Source organism: Hymenobacter cavernae, from assembly GCF_014641455.1.
In the GTDB taxonomy this organism is placed as follows: domain Bacteria; phylum Bacteroidota; class Bacteroidia; order Cytophagales; family Hymenobacteraceae; genus Hymenobacter; species Hymenobacter cavernae.
In genome coordinates this window covers 904,943-920,111 of sequence record NZ_BMHT01000001.1, presented here as the reverse complement: position 1 = coordinate 920,111, position 15,169 = coordinate 904,943, and the positions used below count along the sequence as shown (strand labels likewise).

Below are 15,169 nucleotides of genomic sequence, written 5' to 3'. Positions count from 1 at the left end.
TCTACCAGACCTGCCCTTCTGTCTGTTATGTCTGCTTCCTCTACTCCCTGGCATTGCGCGTTACGTGCTGGCCTCGCCGTTGTACTTTCCCTGAGTGCCTTAGCCGCCCGAGCCCAGGACAATCCGCTGCGCACCCCCGTGTTTCCGCCGCCCGCACCCGCTTCTGCTGATACTGCCAGCGCTAATCAGGTGGGTAATTCGCAGGAATTTGCCACGCCTTCGGTGGTAGGACAAGGACCTAGTAAAGGCTTAGTGGCTCACATAGAGCGCCTCACGGATTTCTCCATTAAGTCGGAGACGAAGAACGGGCCGCCGAACACGGCTAACGCTACCGTCACCAAGAACAGCCGGGCGTTCATCAAAGGCTACATTCCGGCCTGGAACCGGCCCCACCTGAAAGTCATCCTAGGTATTAACTATGACCGGGAGGAGTTTCAATTCAACAAACCAGATAACTCCGTTTTCTTCCGCAATCTGGAAGACAAAGGCTTGAAGGTGCTGGGCGCGCAGCTCGCCGTTATTCGCCCCGTCGATGATGTGCACTGGTACATTGCCCGCGTGAAAGGCGAGCTAAACGGCGACTACACGGCCAGCGAGCTGGATGTGGAAGATTATTTGAAGATGTCGGGCGAGTTCATCTACGGGTGGAAGCGCACCAAATATTTTGCCTGGGGGGTGGGTTTGCAGCTGAGCTATACCTTTGGGCGCCAGAGCGTTTATCCGGTTATTCTCTACAACCGCACCTTCAACGAGCGCTGGGGCGTAGAGGCGTTGTTTCCGGCCCGCGTGTCGTTTCGCTATAACGTGTCGGACAAAACGCTGCTCTTCGGCGGCTACACCGTCGATGGCATGAACTACAACATCAAGCTGCGGCAGCCGCTGCCCAACGGCATGCAAACCCTGATTCTGCGCGAAACTGAGTTTAAGCCGCGCCTGCGTCTGGAGCGCGAGATTTATGATTTTCTGTGGTTTGGCCTGGAAGCTGGCTACCGCTACAACGCTTCCTTCAACACCTTCGACGACGAGGGCAACTCCGGCTTCAGCCTGTTCCGGAAAGGCACCCGCCCGCGCATCATCGACAACACGCTGGGCGGCGCGCCTTACGCCAGCATCGAGCTGTTCCTGGTGCCGCCCCGCAAGTTCCTGAACAAGACGCTGAACAAGTAGCGCCTAGAACGACGTAGCGCGAAGCTCCCGCTTCGCGCTACGTCGTTCTAGGATTTCGATTTGGTGGTCTTCTTGCGGCTCAGCTTTTTCAGATACTCGTACGTGGCAAATTGCGCCCGTACTTTGAGCGCATTGGGGTCATCCTGGCCGAGGAAGTGGTTGTGCCAGTCGCGGGATTTTACGTTGTCCTGGCGCTGCAAATCCAGCAGGTGGCGCACTTCGGCTTTGATGCTTGGGTCGAGGATGGGGAAGGCGACTTCCACGCGCCGGTCGAGGTTGCGGGCCATCCAGTCGGAAGAGGCCACATACACTTTCTCGTCGCCGTGGTTGCCGAACACGTACACGCGGCCGTGCTCCAGGTAGCGGTCCACGATGCCGCGCTGCTGAATGTTCTCGCTTTGGCCTTCCACGCCCGGAATCAGGCAGGAAATACCCCGAATCAGCAGCTCGATACGCACGCCGGCCTGGCTGGCTTCATAGAGCTTCAGAATCATGCGTTCATCCTGCAAGGCGTTCAGCTTCAGAATGATGTAAGCGTCTTTGCCAGCTTTGGCTAGCTTTATCTCGCGGTCAATCAAGGCATTCAGCTTTTCGCGCAGCTCGAAAGGCGCAACTAGCAGGTGCTCGAACGACCTAGGTTGCCGGTCGAGAAAATAGCCGAATACCTGTTCTACTTCCGCGGTCAGGCCCGTATCGGCCGTAAACAGGCCATAGTCGGCGTAAATCTGGCTAGTCACCTCGTTGAAGTTGCCGGTGCTGAGGTAGGCGTACTGGCGGTTCTGGCCGTTCTCCACGCGCGTCACCAAAGCTAGCTTGCTGTGCACCTTCAGCTCCGGAATGCCGAAGATGACGTTGGCGCCCGCCTTTTGCAGCTTCTCTGCCCAATGAATGTTCGACTCCTCATCGAAGCGCGCCTTTAGCTCGACCACTACCGTCACCTGCTTGCCGCTTTTCACGGCTTTTAGCAGGGCTTTGGCCACTTCACTTTTCTCAGCTACGCGGTAAAGCGTAATGCTCACGCTAGTTACGGCCGGGTCGTGGGCGGCTTCGGTCAGGAAGCGCGTTACGTAGTCGAAGGACTGGTAAGGCGGATTCAGCAGGTGGTCGCGCTCAGCAATGGCATCCAGCATCTTGCCGCTTAGGCGCGGCAGCGTCGGGTGGGGCAGGGGCAGAAAATCTGGGTATTTCAGCTCGGGCTGACCTAGGCCCGGAAACCCGAAAAAGTCGCGGAAGTTGTGGTAGCGGCTGCCTTCCACCAGCTCCTCTTTGCCGATGCCGGTTTTCTGCATAATGGCTTTCAGCACCTGCTTAGGCATGGCCGGGTCATAGAGCAAACGGGCCGGGTAGCCGGTGGCGCGCTTCTGCAAGCTGCTCTTGATCTTGGCCATCAGGTTGCCCGACACTTCCTCCTGAATGTCCAGCTCAGCGTCGCGGGAGAGCTTAATGGCATTCACCTGCACGCGGCCGTAGTTCGGAAACAGCGTGCGCACGCAGCACCGAATCACGTCGTCCAGAAACATCACGTAATGCTCCTCGCCTTCAGCGGGCAGTTGCACGAAGCGGCTGCCATGGCGCTTGGAGGGCAGCTCCAGGGCCATGATGCGCTCATCGTCTTCGTGCTTTTTCTGCTTCACCGGCTCGCTCAGTAGCAGGGTCAGGTATACCGTCTGGTCCTTCAGGAACAGGTGGTGCAGGTTGTCGTCCAGCACAATCGGCGAAAGCAGATCCTGCACGCGGCTCTGAAAATACTCGTGTACCCATGTGCGCTGCGTATCGGTCAGGTCGTGCTCCGACACCAGATGGATGTGCTGGCGACGCAGCTCGGGCATAATCTGGTTGCGGAAGGTTTCGCCGAATTCCTGCTGCTGCCGCCCGACCTCTTCCAGCAAGTCGTGGAGCTGCTTGCCGGGGTCTTCCCCTAGCTTGGCGCGGGTTTTCTTCTTGAGCTTTTCCAGGCGCCGCAGCGTGGCCACTCGCACCTTGAAATACTCATCGAGGTTGGAAGAGAATATAGCCATGAACTTGATGCGTTCCAGCAGCGGCACTTCCGGGTTCTGCGCTTCCTGCAACACCCGCTCGTTAAATGTGAGCCAGCTCAGCTCGCGGTTCAATAAGCTAGGTTGCGTTTTTTTAGTCGATTCCATTATTGAAATGTTGAATGCTGAATTTTAAGTGTTGAATGATTATATCCTTAATCATCATATTGTTACCTAGGTATTTGGCTTTATACTATTCAATAATTCAGAACTCAACATTCAAAATTTAACACTTCTTCACTGCTTGCGGGGGTAATCGTAGAAGTAGAACTCCGCGTTGGCGCGGTCGACCTCGGCCCAATGGTCACAGCCGAACTTCAGGCACACGATGGCCGCCGTCGGCATTTCGTTGAGTTGGCTCGGTGAGAGCAGGTTGGCAAAGTCGGTGATGGTGTTGTTGTGGCCTAGCAGCAGCACCGAGTCGGCCGCATCGGGCAGGCCGCGCACGATGGCCAGCAGATCCAGAACTTCGGCCCGGTAGATGCCTTCTATCACCTCAATGCGGGCCGGTGGATAGTCTACCTCGTGGGCAACCAGCGCCGCGGTACTCATGGCGCGCACGGCCGGCGAGCTGACCATCAGGTCCAGGTGGATGTTGCGTTTAGCCAGTGCCTGGCCCATCTGGGGGGCGTCGTCGCGGCCCCGGTCGTTGAGGGGGCGCTCCTTATCGGTCAGGTCATCGAAGCTCCAGCTCGACTTAGCGTGGCGCATCAAATACAGCGTTTTCATGAGGTAAGGGGCTAGGGAACAGGGAAGTTTCTTTACTGTCGACTTCTTGAAATGGTTATGTGGAGCAGGTAGTGGCGAAGATTAAGCCAGTCACAAAAAAGCCGCGTCCAGAGCAGTCACAGATTTGAAAAGTAAGTGGCGCCAAAACCAAGGCTGAAAAGTCTGAATAAAAGCAGCCGAAAAGCTAGGTGCCTGGGTCCAGCGGTCAGTTTTATGCGCTATTTTCCCCACTTGTGTAAGCCGCCAAAAGCCTAATAAGCTAGTTTATTGGCTTCGTTTTCCTCGCTCTTGTGCCTAGCATTGCCTATCAATTCAACAGCAACTAACTCTAGTGCTGCTCCTCAATTACTGGTATTCTATGAAACCTATACTCCTGCTGTTTATCCCGCTACTACTTACAACCGGTTGCAAGAAAGAGAAAACCGAACTCGAACGCCTGCCTGTTGCTACGCAAGAAGGCAAGAATTCCGCAGGCTTTCTGCTGGATGGAAAAGCTTGGCTGCCTGCACAGTGCTACGTCTGTTCTGATTCTCCCATCAGAGGTTATTCCATTAATACTAGCAGAGACGGTCGAATTCTAAGCTTAACATTCGTTCGTTTTCCAAAGGACGGTAAGGAAGGGGAAAGTCTCTCGTTCTACCTGCCTCACATTACTAAGCCAGATTATTTCGCTTTAGATAAAGTAGCCGTTCCCCTTGCTCGTACGAACCCAGCTAATGCTACGCTAGGCATACTTAAATCTAGTTCAAGGTACCCTGTTGTTTTCGACACCGGCCCGGATGCAGTCAGCAGCGTGACTATCACCCGCTTTGACACGGTAGCTCATATAGTCTCGGGCACCTTCGACTTGACGGTGCAGGAAGAGAATGGCTCGGAAACGCACCAACTCACTGACGGCCGTTTCGATCTAACATTGCAATGAGCCTAGGTGAGCTCACTTAGTGTCTTTTGTTCTTCTTCCTCCTCCTCTCGAATTTTCAACTCTCATGAAGCTGCCTCTTTTCCTAGCTACTCTACTGCTACTCACCACCAGCTGCAAGAAAGAAAAGACAGAACTCGAACGTCTACCTGCTGCCACGCAAGAAGGCAAGAATTCCGCAGGCTTTCTGCTCGACGGCAAAGCCTGGCTGCCTGTAAGTAGTTACCTGTCTTCGCGCTCTTCTATAGATGCCTATTCTGTCCGAACTACTAGAGATGGACGAATTGTAAGAATTGGTTTTGAGCGCTTCCCTGAGAGAGGCCAAGAGGGAGAAAGTCTCTCCTTGTATATTCCTCATATCACCAAGCCAAGTTACTTTCCCTTGATAAAAACAGCTGATCCACTTGCTCGAAGTAGGCCAGCTTACGCCTCATTTTCCGTGTTAAAATCAGGTTCTAGGCAGCCAACTGATTTCTTCACTGGTCCCAATGCGGTAGGCAGCGTGACCATCACCCGCTTCGATACAGTGGCGCACGTTGTCTCCGGCACCTTCGAACTGACTGTACGGGAAGAAAACGGGCTGGAAACGCATCAGCTCACCGACGGTCGTTTCGATCTGACACTGGAGTGAGCCTGGCCTATGAATGTTTACACGCTTTCCAGCATCATTGTTCGTGAAATTGCTACTTCCTCTCTCCGTCTTGGCACTGCTTACAGCTAGCTGCAAGAAAGAAAAAACCGAGCTCGACCGTTTGCCCCCTGCCACGCAAGCAGGCAAGAATACGTTTGGATTTTTGCTCGATGATAAAGCATGGTTGCCGCGTCGGGGGCCTCTTGGTACAAGTAATTCTATAAACGCGTATTCAATTCGCAGTAACCGAGATGGGCGTATTCTTCATATAGCGTTTAGTCGTGCAAACCAAGAAAACAATGGGGGAGAAAGTATAGAAATATACATCCCTCGCATAAACAAGCCGAACCTATTTCACTTAGACAGACAGGCCGTCCCTCTTGCGCGCACGAATCCAGCTTATGCCGCCTTCGGCATAGTCAAACCCGATTCGCGGTACCCGACCATCTTCTATACCGGTCCGGATGCAGTGGGCAACGTGACCATTACGCGCTTCGACACGGTGGCGCACGTCGTCTCCGGCACCTTCGATCTGATCGTGCGGGAAGAAAGCGGGACCGAAACGCACCAGCTTACCGATGGTCGCTTTGATCTGACACTGGAGTGAGCCGAGCTGTGGAGAATAAAAGTCGAGCCTTCTAACAGGCACAAAAAAGCCCCACCAACTTGGCGGGGCTAGGTTTGCATCGTGCTTCAAAGCTCAGCTACTTACTCCACATCCTGCGGCTGCTGGTTGGGGTAGCGCTTATAGTGAATGGCCGCTACGTGACGCACCAGCAGTGCCCGCAACTCATCGATATTCTCGCGTTCCTGGGCCGAGATGAAGATCACCGGATCGTGCATTTGAGCCATGTAGGTAGCTTTGAGCTGCTCTAGCGTCGGGCGCGGCGTGTGACCTTCCTCGGGGTTCATGCCCTCGAAACCGTCATGGTTTTCGTTGTGCGCTTCCGGGTTGTAGAGGTCGATTTTGTTGAAGACCAGCAGCATCGGCTTGTCGGCGGCCTCGATGTCCTTGAGTGTATCATTCACCACCTCAATCTGCTCCTCGAAGCCAGGGTGAGAAATATCCACGACGTGTACCAGCAGGTCGGCTTCCCGAATCTCATCGAGCGTGCTCTTAAAGCTTTCAATCAGGCGGGTGGGCAGCTTGCGGATAAATCCTACCGTATCGGAGAGCAGGAACGGGATGTTGTCGAGCACCACCTTGCGCACCGTCGAGTCGACGGTGGCGAAAAGCTTGTTTTCGGCAAACACGTCGGAGCGGCTCAGCATATTCATGATGGTGCTCTTGCCCACGTTGGTGTAGCCCACCAGCGCCACGCGCACCACGCCCTCGCGCGACTTACGCTGGGTGTTGCTCTGCTTATCGAGATCTTCTAGCTTTTCTTTCAGAAATGCTATCCGGTCGCGCACCACGCGGCGGTCGGTTTCAATCTCCGTCTCCCCCGGACCGCGCTGCGACACGCCCCCACCACGCTGCCGGCTCAAGTGAGTCCAGAGGCCGGTGAGGCGGGGCAGTAAATATTGATACTGAGCTAGCTCCACCTGCGTGCGCGCCGTCGCTGACTTCGCCCGCCGGGCGAAAATATCGATGATCAGCAGCGAGCGGTCCACAATTTTTACTTCTAGCTCCGCTTCCAGGTTGCGCAGCTGCGAAGGAGAAAGGTCGTCGTCGAAGATGACCATGCTCGTCTTCGAATGCTTCACGTAGGCCCTGATTTCGGCCAATTTACCTTCCCCCACGAAGGTGCGGGTGTCGGGCTTTTCGAGCCGCTGCACAAAGCGCTTCGTGACTTGCGCACCCGCGGTTTCGGCCAGAAAAGCTAGCTCATCGAGGTATTCCTGGGTTTTCTCGTCGGCCTGGCGCTTATCGGGCACGGCTACCAACACGGCGGTTTCCTGCTCGGTGCCGGTTTCGTAGGTGCCGTCGGCGTTGCGCTTGGGCTGCGGAGTTTTGTTTTTGCCGTCGTCCTGGTTGGGGTGGCGAGTGCCACTGCTGTTGAAGCCCCAGTCGTTATTTTTTGCCATGTAGGTTTAATTCTAGGTTGCGAAACGCGCCATTCGGCGGCGAAACAGATTGAGCGTCAAATCCTAGCGAAGCGTCAGTGAATAGGCTACCACCTGCTCAATTTCCTCTTCGGTAAGGGTGTTTTTGAACGCGGGCATCTTGCCCAAACCGTTCGTTACAATGTACACGCGCCCCGTGGTAGTAAGGTTACTCTTTGTTAAATCGTGGGCGCCGTTAGCGCCGAGCTTGCCATTGCTGCCGTGGCAAACAACACAGTTCTGCTGAAACAAGGCTTTGCCTGCCGCCACCGCGTCGTTTTCTAGAGTGTTCATGATGGCACTCTGCGCCGCACCCTTGGCCGCTTCGCCCGTGGGTTCGTCCGATTCGATGTGCGTCGTATCAACAGAGCTGCAACTCAGCAGCAGAAGCGAAACCGTCAGGCTGCCCAGAAAGCTAGCTTGGCGTGATAAAGGAGAGTATTTCATAGGCTCAGACAGAACACCCAAACGGGCCGCAAAGTAACCAAAGAGTCTATTGGTTTTGAGGTTTGCTCCCTGGTCGGACACCTTCGGCGTCCGGCCGGGGAGCAAACCTAGCTCAGCAGGTCAGGATAGCACAGGAGCCGTGGCTATAGCTTTCGGCGGCTTCAAAGTAGATCTATCCTGATCAGCCCGCTCCGGCGACAAAGTAGTTGAGCTGCAATTCGGAGCCGGGTCAAACGCGTAAGCTGAACGGCAACGTGGCTTTGTAGCCGGTGCCCCACGAAAAAGGGATTGATGAGGTTGCGGATTGGGCGCCTATCTGCCAAAAAATTACCTACATATAGGTATTTACAGGAGTGCGCCTAGGGCCTAATATTGCCACAATATAAAGGATACTTGATAACAGACTATTAGCAGCCAGGGAGTTGGTCACGCGTCTGCCTGAACGCTGGAGTGCTTAGAAGCTTATTGATAGCGAGCCTGTAAACTATACAACACGCTGGTACTGATTAATGTGAGCTATAGCACCTGCTAGCTGGTTTCGGCCGGCTAGCAGGTCTTTTATTGCCGAATATCTTCCTTCCTGCGCCACTTCTGCCGCGTACTTAGGCTTGGGCCCTAGGTGCCGGCTCACTACCTGTTTGCACATGCTAAAAAATTACTGTTTAACGGCAGCGGCCCACTGCTTGTGTTGCTTACCCACGTCGTATCCGCCCAGCACTCTTTACCAGCTCACACAGCAACTACGTAGGCCTCAATGAGGTAAGCTGGAACCCAGGGACAATTGCCGATAGCCGCTAAGGCTTCCAGCTGCACCTGCTCTCGCTCGATGGGCACGCCACTAACTCGGCTTACCGCTATACCGGGCCCTGGAACCTAGGTGACCTGGACCAGAAATTCAACGTTTCGCCCCGCTACTTTACGCTGCAAGAAAACGACCGCCCCAAGCTGCTGAGCACGGGAGTGAGCCTACGTGGCCCCGGCCTGATGGTGCGCCTAGGCGAGAAGCAAAGCGTAGCCGTCAGCTCCAGAGTGCGCTCTGCTTTGCAGGGGAATAACATCTCACAGGAGCTGATTCGCAATACGTTAGCTAAATTCGACGTCAAGGGGCGGGCCGCTAACAATACCTTCAACCTGAACCTCAACGCCTTCGCCGAGTGGGACGTGACCTACGCCCGGGTGCTGACCGAGGAAGGGCCACATTTCCTGAAAGCGGGCGTCACGGTGAAGCGGTTGATGGAGGCGGGCTCGGCTTATCTACAAGCCAAAACTGTTGATTATGAGATTATCGACAAGGCGACAGCCGTCAACGACACGACGGTGCGGCTGCACAACCTGGACGCGACCTTTGGCTACTCCAACCCGGATGCCTTCGATGACCTCGACGCGAAAACTGCCGCTAAGTGGCTTACCTCGGGTGGCGCGCCCGGCACCGGCTGGGGCGCTGACTTCGGGGTGGTGTACGAATACCGGCCCGATGCCGAGCAGTACCGCTACCGTGACGCGAAAGGAAAAGAGCACGCCGACCATGGTCGTAATAAATACCATTTCCGGGTTTCGGCGGCCATCACCGATCTAGGTTCTATTCGCTACGATAAGCAGGCTGTGGCTTATAACGCCACTAAAGTCAGGAACCTAGGTGTGAGCGAGTCCGACATAAACGGCGGCAACATCGGCAACTTCTACCAGCGGGTGAGTGATATTGTACGCGCCCAGCAGCAAGCCAAGGAAGACCATTTCAGGGCCGGGCTGCCCACGGCCCTGAATGTGGATGTAGACTACCACGTAGGCTGGAAACTCTACGCCAACGCGGCTGTTAGTCAGGGGCTGCGTGGGCGCTACGCCGTGGGCATGCGCACCTTTTCCTACGTCGCTTTCACGCCCCGCTTTGAAACCCGCTGGCTTGAGCTGGCAGCCCCGTTTTCGCTGATCAACAACTACCGGATACCGGCCTATGGCCTGGCGGCGCGGCTAGGTCCGTTAACCGTTGGCACCAACAACCTGCCTGCGCTTTTCAGCTCCAGCAATCCTTACGGTGCCAACGTCTTCGCGGAGCTTTCCCTGCTGACCTGGGCAAGCAAAAGCCATAAGAACAGGCCGGCCAAACCAGCCCGCGCCCCTAAAGCCCCCAAATCGTAAGCTGACCTAGGTCTTTGTATTACTTGCTCTTAAACTGCTGAATAGCCTGGCGGGTGAATTCCGACAGCACCAGCCGGCCGCTGATGGCGGCACGCTCCACCAGCAGCGCTTCCCAGTGCGCCGTGCCTTCCCAAAGCACTTGCTTCAAGGCAGTTAAAGCGTCGGGATTGTAGCGGGCTAGCTTTTCGGCGAAGACTTGCACGGCGGCATCTAGCTCGGCAGTGGTGTCGAATAGCTCGGCGTACAAGCCCCGGTCTTTGGCCCAGGTAGCCGGGCGGAATTCGGCGGCATCGAGGGCTAGCTGGGCGTAGGCGGCCGGCCCGATCTTTCGCTCCACGGCCGGACCTACCACAAACGGGCCGATGCCCACCACTAACTCGCTGAGCTTCACAGCTGCCTGAGTGCTGGCAAAGCAGTAGTCGGTAGCCGCGGCCACGCCCACGCCGCCGCCAATAGCCTTGCCTTGCACCCTTCCGATGATGATTTTGGGGCAGGTCCGGCAGGCGTTAATCACCTTTGCGAAGCCGGAGAAAAAAGCTAGGCCCTGCGCTTCATCCTGAATAGCAATGAGTTCATCGAAGCTAGCTCCGGCGCAAAATGTCCGCTCGCCTTCGCTGCGCAGGATGATGACTTTCGTTTGCGGGTCCTGACCGGTGGCGGTGATGGAGTTGGCTAGTTCTGTTAATAAGGTGCTCGGGAGAGAGTTGTGCGCTGGATGGAAGAAGGAGACGGTGGTAATACCTAGGTCGTCGGTGGTGGTTTCTACTTTGGGGGTCATGGGGTGCATACGGTTTTAGCCCGCAGAGGGCGCAGTGTTCGCGCAGAAGACGCTGAGGTCCGTTGAACGACTCAGCGTCCTCTGCGCGAACACTGCGCCCTCTGCGGGAAATCTATTCCTGATTCTTTTTCTTCACCATCGTCAAGATAGTAGCTACGGCCACCGTTTCGCCGGTTTCGTCGGATACATCTACGAGCCAGCGCACAATGCCTTTCGCTACATCTTCTTCCGAGCGTTTTTCCTGGGCGATTTTCTCCTTCACCGTCAGCTTCACGCCGATGGTCATGCCGGGGTACACGGGCTTGGTGAAGCGGCACTCGTCGAGGCCGTAGTTCAGCAGCACCGGACCTTTGCGCGGGTCCACGAACATGCCGGCCGCCTTCGAAAGAATGTAGTACCCGTGCGCCACGCGCCCCGTGAACAACGTGCCTTCCAGCGAAGTAGCATCGACGTGGGCGTAGAAATTGTCGCCCGACACCTGCGCGAAGTTGGTGATGTCGGCTTCCGTAACGGTGTGGCGGTGCGTGGTGTACGTCTGCCCGATTTCCAACTCCTCGAAGTAGTGTTGAAACGGGTGTTTATCGCGCTCAAACTGCTTAGCGCCTTGCTGATACACGTCTGTGATGGCCGTAATCATGGTGGGTGAGCCTTGAATGGCCACGCGCTGCATGAAGTGCTCCACGCCACGCACGCCACCTAGCTCTTGGCCGCCGCCCGCGCGGCCCGGACCGCCATGAATCAGCAGGGGCAGGGGCGAGCCGTGGCCGGTGCTTTCCTTGGCTACTTCGTGGTTGAGCACCAGAATGCGGCCGTGGTGCGTGGCAGCCCCGAGCACAAACTCCTGCGCCACCATTGGGTCGTTCGTGGCCACCGAGCAGACGAGCGAGCCTTTGCCTAGGTTAGCGAGCTTAATGGCCTCATCCACATCTTTATATGGCATGAGCGTACTGACCGGCCCAAATGCTTCTACCTCGTGCGTATCGGTGAAGCGAAAAGGCTCAGAGTTGAGCAGCACGATAGGGGAGAAGAAGGCGCCCACTTTGCAGTCGCCGCCAATCACCTGCACGTTTTCCAGGTCGCCGTACACGATGGGCGTGTTCTTGGCGAGTTGCCGCACCTGTTCGCGCACCCGCTTCACTTGATCCATACCCGCGAGGGCGCCCATGCGCACGCCTTCTGCGAGCGGGTGCCCAATGGTGGTTTGCGCCAAGGCTTTGCCAAGGGCAATCTGCACATCTTCCAGCAGGTTTTCGGGCACAATCACGCGGCGGATGGCGGTGCATTTCTGCCCAGCCTTGGTCGTCATTTCCTTGCGCACCTCCTTGATAAACAAGTCGAACTCCGGCGTACCTGGCACCGCATCCGGACCTAGCACGGCTGCGTTCAGCGAATCGGCTTCCAGATTGAACGGCACCGATTCGGCGATGATGCGCGGATGGCCCCGCAGCTTGCGCCCAGTTTCGGCCGAGCCGGTGAACGTCACCACGTCCTGGTACGTGACGTGGTCGAGGATGCCTTGCCCCGAGCCGCACACCAATTGCAGCGCGCCTTCGGGCAGAATGTTGGAGGCAATAACTTCCCGCACTACGGCTTCGGTGAGGTAAGCTGTAGGCACAGCCGGCTTCACGATGGCCGGCATACCGGCCAGCAGGTTCACCGCAATCTTCTCCAACATGCCCCAAATGGGGAAGTTGTAGGCGTTGATATGCACCGCCACGCCTTCTTTCGGCACCATCAGGTGCTGGCCCATAAACGAGCCCGCCTTCGACAACCCAATTGGGTCGCCATCGACGTAGAACGGCTTGTCGGGAAACTTGCGGCGCAGCGAGGCATTGGCGAACAGGTTGCCGATACCGCCTTCAATGTCAATCCAGCTATCCGCCCGCGTGGCACCGCTGCGGTAGCTCAGGGTATAGAAATCTTCCTTTTTCTCGGTGAGGTGCAGGGCCAAGGCTTTGATCATGCGGCCGCGCTCATGGAAGGTCATGCGGCGCAGCGCCGGGTTGCCCACGCGGCGACCGTAGTCGAGCATGGCGGCAAAGTCGAGGCCTTCGCCATCGGCCAGCGCAATGACTTCGCCGGTGGAGGCATCGTAGAGCTCTTGCTTATGGCCTGAGCCAGGCATCCAGCGGCCCAGGGCGTAGTTTTCGAGGGTGGCAGGCATCGTGAGTTGGGTGGGTTTTAAGAGCCTAGGTTAGTGATTCGCGAAGGCTTCTTGCGGAAAGAACGTTTGTGCCGTCCGCACCATGCGGCGCAGCAAGGCGCTGGCGCGGTAACGGTCTTCGCGGTAGTCGTCGTAAAGCTGATCGAGCGTGTTCAGCACGTTTGCCAAACCTAGCTCATCGGCCCAGACGAGCAGACCTTTCGGGTAGTTCACCCCTTTGGTCATGGCTAGCTCCAGGTCTTCTTTGGTAGCAACCTGGAAGGATAGGGCATCCACAGCTTCGTTGATGAGCATGGCCAAGATGCGGTGCAGCACCATGCGACCTAGCTCCGGGTCGCGGGTCGGCTCGGGTGGCGTAGCGCCTTCCCGGTAATCGTAGAAGCCGCGGCCCGACTTGCGTCCCAAGTAACCTGCTTCGAAGAGCCGCTTCTGGGTGAACGACGGCTTGTAGCGCGGGTCGTAGAAGAAGGCCGTAAACACGGATTCCGTCACGCGGTAGTTCACGTCGTGCCCAATGAAATCCATGAGGGCGAACGGCCCCATGCGGAAGCCACCTAGCTCCGTCATGGCCCAATCGATAGTAGCGGCGTCAGCTAGGCCTTCTTCCAGCATGCGAATCGCTTCGCCGTAGAACAGCCGCGCCACGCGGTTGACGATGAAGCCGGGCGTGTCCTGGGCTAGCACGGGCAGTTTGCCCCACTGCTGCATGAGTTGTTTAATTTCGTCGGTTAGGCCAAGGCGTGTCTGCACGGCCGGAATGACCTCCACCAACTGCATCAAGGGCGCTGGGTTGAAGAAGTGAATGCCAATAAAGCGCTCCGGCCGCTGGCAAGCCGCCGCCAGCGACGTAATCAAGAGCGACGAGGTGTTGCTGGCTAGTACGCACTCGGCGCTTACCACGCTTTCTACTTGCTTGAAAACCTGCTGCTTAGTTGCTAGGTCTTCCACAATGGCTTCCAGCACCAATTCGCAACCAGCGAAATCCTGGTAGTCTTTGGTGAACTGCAAGTTGGTCATAGTAGCTCCCACCGCTTCGGCTGTTAGTTTGCCTTTCTCAGCTAGCTTGTTGAGGCTGAGCTGAATACCTTGCTCGGCGCGCACCAAGGCTTCCGCGGTTTGGTCGAGTAGGTGCACCGTGTGGCCCGCCGTGGCAGCTACCTGTGCGATGCCCGCACCCATGGCCCCGCTCCCGATAATTCCGATAATCATTGGCCGGTGAAGCTAGGTTGACGTTTTTCCAAAAAAGCCGCCACTCCTTCGCGGTAGTCGGCGGTGTGGCCCGCGCGGAGCTGGTAGTCGCCTTCGGCGCGGAGCTGCTGCTCCAAGTCGTGGCTGAAGGTGCTGTTCAGGAGCTGCTTGGTGTAAGCTAGGCCTTTGGTGGGCATGGAAGCTAGCTTTTTTGCCAGCGCAGCTACTTCACTGTCAAACTGTTCATCAGCAAACGCCTTGTAGATCATGCCCATCTGAGCGGCTTCGGCGGCGCTTACTTTGTCGCCGGTCATCATAAGAGCCGAGGCGCGCTGCATGCCGACCAGGCGCGGCAGAAAGTAGGTGCCGCCGCTGTCCGGAATCAGCCCGATCTTACTGAAGGCTTGAATGAAAGAAGCCGATTCTTTCGCCACTACGATGTCGCAGGCGAGGGCAATGTTGGCGCCCGCGCCGGCCGCAACGCCGTTCACGGCCGCTATTACCGGTTTTTCTAACTCCCTGATCAGCTTAATGATCGGGTTATAATGCTTTTCCACAATCTCCGAAACTTCCGGGCTGTTTGGGCCGGTTATCTCGGCTAGGTCTTGGCCCGCGCAGAAGGCTTTGCCGGTTCCCGTGAGCACGACGGCGCGCACAGAAGCGTCCTGCTGACAATCACGCAGGTGCTGTTGCAGCGCTAGTGCTAGCGGCTTAGTAACACTATTGAAGACTTCCGGCCGGTTGAGGCACAGGGTGGCAACGCCAGCTTCGAGGGAGAAAAGAAGAGTGGGAGTTTCAGGCATTGAGAGAGGCTGAAAAGAAGAATAAGAAACGTCATGATGAGCTTGCTGAACCGAAGGAAGGCGTAAGCCAAGCATCTCTACCGCTTCGTTGCTACGTTATTGGTTAGCATTGCACGCGAGATGCT

The 15,169-nt window shown here is 56.5% G+C and carries 13 protein-coding genes; 5 read left to right on the top strand and 8 right to left on the bottom strand.

Annotated elements, in window-relative coordinates; genetic code table 11:
* Positions 1-27 precede the first annotated feature (27 nt).
* A complete protein-coding gene (locus tag IEX74_RS03870; protein WP_188811093.1) occupies positions 28-1,167 on the top strand; it encodes a DUF6268 family outer membrane beta-barrel protein in 1,140 nt (379 codons plus the stop codon).
* A 47-nt stretch (positions 1,168-1,214) separates the two neighbouring features.
* On the opposite strand, the gene ppk1 is transcribed toward IEX74_RS03870, so the two are convergent.
* On the bottom strand, positions 1,215-3,311 hold the full coding sequence (gene ppk1, locus IEX74_RS03865) for a polyphosphate kinase 1 (protein ID WP_188811091.1): 2,097 nt from the start codon (positions 3,309-3,311) through the stop codon (positions 1,215-1,217).
* Between the two features lie 129 nt (positions 3,312-3,440).
* The gene (locus tag IEX74_RS03860; RefSeq protein WP_188811089.1) at positions 3,441-3,932 is read right to left on the bottom strand and encodes a SixA phosphatase family protein; all 492 of its coding nucleotides are present in this window, start codon (positions 3,930-3,932) and stop codon (positions 3,441-3,443) included.
* A gap of 358 nt (positions 3,933-4,290) precedes the next feature.
* On the opposite strand from IEX74_RS03860, the gene IEX74_RS03855 reads away from it, so the two are divergent.
* The 3 genes from IEX74_RS03855 to IEX74_RS23580 all read left to right on the top strand — a co-directional run bounded on the left by IEX74_RS03855 (position 4,291) and on the right by IEX74_RS23580 (position 6,089).
* The gene (locus IEX74_RS03855; protein WP_188811087.1) at positions 4,291-4,854 is read left to right on the top strand and encodes a Riean_0653 family protein; all 564 of its coding nucleotides are present in this window, start codon (positions 4,291-4,293) and stop codon (positions 4,852-4,854) included.
* A gap of 64 nt (positions 4,855-4,918) precedes the next feature.
* Positions 4,919-5,482, top strand: coding sequence for a Riean_0653 family protein (locus IEX74_RS03850; RefSeq protein ID WP_188811085.1), 564 nt, complete (start codon positions 4,919-4,921; stop codon positions 5,480-5,482).
* A gap of 13 nt (positions 5,483-5,495) precedes the next feature.
* A complete protein-coding gene (locus tag IEX74_RS23580) occupies positions 5,496-6,089 on the top strand; it encodes a Riean_0653 family protein (protein ID WP_505678181.1) in 594 nt (197 codons plus the stop codon).
* A gap of 101 nt (positions 6,090-6,190) precedes the next feature.
* Here IEX74_RS23580 and hflX read toward each other — a convergent pair whose 3' ends face one another.
* Together hflX and IEX74_RS03840 are read right to left on the bottom strand one after the other, a co-directional pair.
* A complete protein-coding gene (gene hflX, locus IEX74_RS03845) occupies positions 6,191-7,510 on the bottom strand; it encodes a GTPase HflX (protein WP_188811083.1) in 1,320 nt (439 codons plus the stop codon).
* Positions 7,511-7,573: 63 nt separating this feature from the next.
* Complete coding sequence (locus IEX74_RS03840; RefSeq protein WP_188811081.1) at positions 7,574-7,975, bottom strand: c-type cytochrome; 402 nt, start codon at positions 7,973-7,975, stop codon at positions 7,574-7,576.
* An 807-nt stretch (positions 7,976-8,782) separates the two neighbouring features.
* Between IEX74_RS03840 and IEX74_RS03835 the strand changes: the two genes are divergently transcribed.
* Entirely contained in the window at positions 8,783-10,111 is a 1,329-nt protein-coding gene (locus IEX74_RS03835; RefSeq protein ID WP_308421109.1) for a DUF5723 family protein, read from the top strand.
* A gap of 19 nt (positions 10,112-10,130) precedes the next feature.
* Here the strand turns inward: IEX74_RS03835 and IEX74_RS03830 are convergent, their stop codons facing one another.
* The 4 genes from IEX74_RS03830 to IEX74_RS03815 all read right to left on the bottom strand — a co-directional run bounded on the left by IEX74_RS03830 (position 10,131) and on the right by IEX74_RS03815 (position 15,044).
* Complete coding sequence (locus IEX74_RS03830) at positions 10,131-10,889, bottom strand: enoyl-CoA hydratase/isomerase family protein (RefSeq protein ID WP_188811077.1); 759 nt, start codon at positions 10,887-10,889, stop codon at positions 10,131-10,133.
* A gap of 112 nt (positions 10,890-11,001) precedes the next feature.
* Entirely contained in the window at positions 11,002-13,053 is a 2,052-nt protein-coding gene (gene paaZ / locus IEX74_RS03825) for a phenylacetic acid degradation bifunctional protein PaaZ (protein ID WP_188811075.1), read from the bottom strand.
* Positions 13,054-13,083: 30 nt separating this feature from the next.
* Positions 13,084-14,262, bottom strand: a complete 1,179-nt coding sequence (locus tag IEX74_RS03820; RefSeq protein WP_188811073.1) for a 3-hydroxyacyl-CoA dehydrogenase NAD-binding domain-containing protein — start codon at positions 14,260-14,262, stop codon at positions 13,084-13,086.
* The gene (locus tag IEX74_RS03815; protein ID WP_188811071.1) at positions 14,259-15,044 is read right to left on the bottom strand and encodes an enoyl-CoA hydratase-related protein; all 786 of its coding nucleotides are present in this window, start codon (positions 15,042-15,044) and stop codon (positions 14,259-14,261) included. Before IEX74_RS03815 ends, IEX74_RS03820 begins: the two co-directional genes overlap by 4 nt.
* Between the last annotated feature and the right edge of the window lie 125 nt (positions 15,045-15,169).

Coding starts and splice junctions, on each gene's coding strand:
- IEX74_RS03870 (WP_188811093.1), top strand. CDS start 28: ATGTCTGCTTCCTCTACTCCCTGGCATTGCGCGTTACGTGCTGGCCTC.
- ppk1 (WP_188811091.1), bottom strand. CDS start 3,311: ATGGAATCGACTAAAAAAACGCAACCTAGCTTATTGAACCGCGAGCTG.
- IEX74_RS03860 (WP_188811089.1), bottom strand. CDS start 3,932: ATGAAAACGCTGTATTTGATGCGCCACGCTAAGTCGAGCTGGAGCTTC.
- IEX74_RS03855 (WP_188811087.1), top strand. CDS start 4,291: ATGAAACCTATACTCCTGCTGTTTATCCCGCTACTACTTACAACCGGT.
- IEX74_RS03850 (WP_188811085.1), top strand. CDS start 4,919: ATGAAGCTGCCTCTTTTCCTAGCTACTCTACTGCTACTCACCACCAGC.
- IEX74_RS23580 (WP_505678181.1), top strand. CDS start 5,496: ATGTTTACACGCTTTCCAGCATCATTGTTCGTGAAATTGCTACTTCCT.
- hflX (WP_188811083.1), bottom strand. CDS start 7,510: ATGGCAAAAAATAACGACTGGGGCTTCAACAGCAGTGGCACTCGCCAC.
- IEX74_RS03840 (WP_188811081.1), bottom strand. CDS start 7,975: ATGAAATACTCTCCTTTATCACGCCAAGCTAGCTTTCTGGGCAGCCTG.
- IEX74_RS03830 (WP_188811077.1), bottom strand. CDS start 10,889: ATGACCCCCAAAGTAGAAACCACCACCGACGACCTAGGTATTACCACC.
- paaZ (WP_188811075.1), bottom strand. CDS start 13,053: ATGCCTGCCACCCTCGAAAACTACGCCCTGGGCCGCTGGATGCCTGGC.
- IEX74_RS03820 (WP_188811073.1), bottom strand. CDS start 14,262: ATGATTATCGGAATTATCGGGAGCGGGGCCATGGGTGCGGGCATCGCA.
- IEX74_RS03815 (WP_188811071.1), bottom strand. CDS start 15,044: ATGCCTGAAACTCCCACTCTTCTTTTCTCCCTCGAAGCTGGCGTTGCC.